The organism is Gordonibacter pamelaeae 7-10-1-b (genome assembly GCF_000210055.1).
Classification (GTDB): Bacteria; Actinomycetota; Coriobacteriia; order Coriobacteriales; family Eggerthellaceae; genus Gordonibacter; species Gordonibacter pamelaeae.
In genome coordinates this window covers 2,984,199-2,988,147 of the sequence record NC_021021.1, presented here as the reverse complement: position 1 = coordinate 2,988,147, position 3,949 = coordinate 2,984,199, and the positions used below count along the sequence as shown (strand labels likewise).

Annotated in this window: 3 protein-coding genes and 1 pseudogene; 3 read left to right on the top strand and 1 reads right to left on the bottom strand. The window is 68.2% G+C overall.

Going from position 1 to position 3,949, the window contains the following annotated elements; all coding sequences use genetic code 11:
* Positions 1-275 precede the first annotated feature (275 nt).
* From GPA_RS13780 to GPA_RS13775, 3 genes and pseudogenes are all read left to right on the top strand, one after another.
* Positions 276-935 carry a hypothetical protein gene (locus tag GPA_RS13780; protein ID WP_015540242.1) on the top strand — a complete coding sequence of 220 codons (660 nt, stop codon included), beginning with the start codon at positions 276-278 and terminating at the stop codon, positions 933-935.
* A 67-nt stretch (positions 936-1,002) separates the two neighbouring features.
* Positions 1,003-1,563 (top strand): annotated as a pseudogene (locus tag GPA_RS20435) (AMP-binding protein); the annotation flags it as partial.
* A 118-nt stretch (positions 1,564-1,681) separates the two neighbouring features.
* Positions 1,682-2,992 (top strand): acetate--CoA ligase, encoded by a 1,311-nt coding sequence (locus tag GPA_RS13775; protein WP_269446291.1) that lies wholly within the window; start codon positions 1,682-1,684, stop codon positions 2,990-2,992.
* Between the two features lie 133 nt (positions 2,993-3,125).
* Here the strand turns inward: GPA_RS13775 and GPA_RS13770 are convergent.
* Positions 3,126-3,949: MerR family transcriptional regulator (locus GPA_RS13770; RefSeq protein ID WP_083809153.1), on the bottom strand; the 824-nt coding region annotated here is incomplete at its 5' end.

Here is a 3,949-nt window from a genome sequence, read left to right as displayed (position 1 = left end):
GCTGTCGCCGTGCCGGCATCGGCGGCGCCATTCCCCTTCGAAAACCCGCTCGCGGTCGAAATCGAACCGGCCGAGGGGCGGCGCGCCGCCGGTTTCTTGACCTTGTAATCGTTGCAACCCCCATGATGGGCCCACGGCGGCCGGTGCCGGAGCACCCTGCGATCCCCGAGCACCGGCCGCCCCCTGCAGAGCTCGCAAAGACCGATCGACGACGAGACACCCCCCCGACGATGATGAAGGAACGACGCATGAGCTGACCGCGAAGGAGGCACGCCATGAACGCGAAGAAGAAAGCAACCGATACGACGAAGCCCGCAACGAGTACCGTCTCCAACCGTCCCCGCACCGCTTTGAGCGCCCTTTTGGTCCAGACCGCGCACGCCGAGGCGCGCCGCCCGGCCCTGTCCGGCTCCCGCAGGCTCGACCCGTTGGCCCGCATCTTCGATGCGAACGCCAGCCGCGCCGCCAAGATCGCGGCCGTGTCCCGGCTCGCCGACCCGGTGCCGCTCGTGACCCTCGCCGCCAGCGATGCGCCCGCCTACCTGCGGAGGAACGCCCTGCTGCGGCTCGACGAGCTCATGGACGGGCGTCCCCTCGCCCGCACCGACCTCGAGCGCCTTGTGCCGTGCCTGCGCGACAAAGAGCTCATCGCCTTCGCCGTCGTGCTCATGGACATCGCCGACTTCGACTGGTGCGGCCGCTGCGACGAGGGCACGGTGGACGCGCTCTGCCTCGCCCTGCACGAATGCCAGGGCCTGCACGAGACCGTGCTGCTCGAGGACGCGTTCGCGCACCTCATCCACACCCGCCCCGATCTGGGACGGAACCTGCGCGCCTGCAGTCCCGGCGCTCTGCACCTCAAGGCCATGTACCAGCCCGTCGTCGCCCACAACGTGGTGTACGTCGACCTCTCCCGCGAGAACAACGTCGCCTAGGCGCGCCCGCGCCGCGACGATCCGCGCTTTCCGCACCCCAACCTAGACGAGTAGAAGGGATCCCCTCATGGAGCAGAACACCCGCGCCGCCTTCATCAGGCAGATGCTCAAAGACGAGAGCATGATCGAGCCGTCCCCCGAGTTCAGCTACAAGGCCCTCGTGAAGAGCCGCCAAGACTACGACGAGCTGTACCGCCGCTCGATCGACGAGCCCGAGGCGTTCTGGGGCCAGATGGCCCGCGAGACGCTGGACTGGTATCGCCCGTGGGACGCGGTGGAGGAGTACGACTTCGAGTCCTCCCGCCCGTTCGTCCGCTACTTCCGCGGCGCCGAGCTCAACGCCTCCGCCAACTGCCTCGACCGGCACCTGGAGGGACCGCGGCGCAACAAGGCCGCCCTCATCTGGCAGGGCGAGCCCTCCGAAGAGGTGGAGGTGTACACCTACCAGCGCCTGCACCGCGAGGTGTGCAAGGCCGCCAACGTGCTCAAGGACCTGGGCGTGGGGAAGGGCGACCGCGTGGTGCTCTACCTTCCCATGATCCCCCAGCTGGCCATCGCGATGCTCGCCTGCGCCCGCATCGGCGCCGTGCACTGCGTCGTGTTCAGCGGCCTGTCCGCCGACGCGCTGCGCGACCGCATCCTCGACTCCGGCGCCCGCGTGGTGGTCACGGCCAACTACGGCTACCGTTCGGGCAAGATTGCACCTCAAGGATCTCTGCGACAAAGCGGTCGACCAGTGCCCCCAGGTGAGGAGCTGCGTCGTCGTGCGCCGCATCGAGAAGCGCACCGAGATGGCCGCCGAGCGCGACCTGTGGTGGGACGACCTCATGGCCGGCGCCGCGCCCTCCTGCGAGCCCGCGCGCATGGAGGCGAACGAGCCGCTGTTCGTGTTCTACACCAGCGGCAGCACGGCCAAGCCGAAGGGCATCGTGCACGGTACCGGCGGCTACCTGCTGTACGCCTCGCTCACCATGAAGTACGTGTTCGACCTGAAGGAGACGGACATCTACTGGTGCACGGCCGATGCGGGGTGGATCACGGGGCACTCGTACCTCGTGTACGGGCCGCTCGCCAACGGCGCCACGTCGCTCATGTTCGAGGGCGTGCCCAGCTACCCGAAGCCCGACCGCTTCTGGGAGGTCGTGGAGAAGTTCGGCGTGAACATCCTCTACACGGCCCCCACGGCCATCCGCTCCATGATGAAGGAGGGCGAGCGGTGGGTGAACGGCCATGACATCAGCAGCCTGCGCCTTTTGGGGTCGGTGGGCGAGCCCATCACGTCGAAGGCGTGGCTGTGGTACTACTCTGCCGTCGGGCGGGGCCGCTGCCCCATTGCCGACACGTGGTGGCAGACGGAAACGGGCGGCGTCATGATCACGTCGCTGCCGGGCGCGGTGGACATGAAGCCGGGGTCGGCGGCCCTGCCGTTCTTCGGCGTGGCTCCGCGCGTCGTGCGCCCCGACGGGAGCGAGGCCGCGCCGAACGAGCCCGGAAGCCTCGTGCTCACGCGTCCCTGGCCGGGCATGATGCTGGGCGTGTTCCAGAACGAGACCGCGTTCAAGGACGTGTACTTCCCGCACCCCGGCCGCTATCTCACCGGCGACGGCGCCTACCGCGACGAGGACGGCTACCTCTGGATCACCGGCCGCATCGACGACGTCATCAACGTGTCGGGGCACCGCATCGGCACGGCCGAGGTCGAGAGCGCGCTCGTGTCGTACCCGCAGGTGGCAGAGGCGGCGGTCGTGGGCTGCCCGCACCCCGTGAAGGGCGAGGGCATCTACGCCTACGTCACGGTGAAGGAGGGCACGGTCTTGAGCGACGATCTGCGCTCCCAGCTGGTACGGCATGTGCGCGAGGGCATCGGCCCCATCGCCACGCCCGACCACATCCACTTCACGGCCGCCCTGCCGAAGACCCGCAGCGGCAAGATCATGCGCCGCATCCTGCGCAAGATAGCCGCGCAGGAGACCGAGGACCTCTGCGACATCTCCACGCTGTCCGAACCCTCGGTGGTGTACAACCTGATAGAGGAGACGAAGCGCCTGAGCGCCTGACGTTTTTCCGCGAAGGAGGGGCCTGTGCGCGGGCCCCTCCTCCTGTCGGCCGGGTGCGAGGGCGCCCGGCCTTCCCGTGCCGGCCGGCGCGCGCCCACGGGGCCCCGTGCCTCTTCGGGGGCGCCCGCCGCTCCTACCCCCCGCCGCCCCTTTCGGCGGCGTCCTCCACATCCACGAGCACCGAGATGTGCAGCAGGTAGTCGTCGGCCGAGGCCGACATCAGGTACGAGTTCATGTCCAGCTCGTACAGCGGCCCCCGCATCCGGAAGCCCTCGCGCTCCACGTAGGCCAGCAGCTTCTCGTACGAGCGCGCCACCGTGCTCGTGCCGCCCTGGTGCAGCACGACCGCGTAGTTGCCCTTCGGCTTGCATTCGACGCGGCCCCCGAGGTGCGCGGCATCGCGGGGCGGCGATATCCAGGTGACGAGCTTCGTGTAGTAGAACTCGGAGGGGTCGTCCGGATTGGGGATGTCGATGACGCGCCCCAAGGGGAACGTGGCCATGCCCGCCCCGTTGCGGCAGAAGTCCGAGTGCTCGCTCACCGCCTGCGCATAGGCCTGTTGGGAGCGCTCGCGGCGCACCTCGGTCGTGAGGAACCAGGTCTCGTCCCAGTACGACAGCCGCGGCTGCTCTTTGGGGAACGTCACGGCGCGCTGGGTGAGGTAGCGCATCTTCTCCATCATGCCGATGCGGGCGTCCAGGATGTCGCGCTGCTGCCCCATGCGGTCGATGCTCGCCTGGATGCTGTCCAGGAACAGCTGGGTCGTGTGGTTGTCCAGGTACTCCTTGATCTCCTTGGTGGACATGCCCGCATCCATGAAGAAGCGCACGACATCGAACAGGTACAGCTGTTTGAGCGAGTAGTAGCGGTAGCCGTTGCCCCGTACTTCCTTGGGCTTGAGCAGGCCGATCTTGTCATAGTGCACCAGAAGCTCACGGCTGACGTTGCACATCTGGG

Bases quoted from the DNA above. Each gene is read 5' to 3' on its own strand.
- GPA_RS13780 (WP_015540242.1), top strand. From the start codon at position 276: ATGAACGCGAAGAAGAAAGCAACCGATACGACGAAGCCCGCAACGAGT.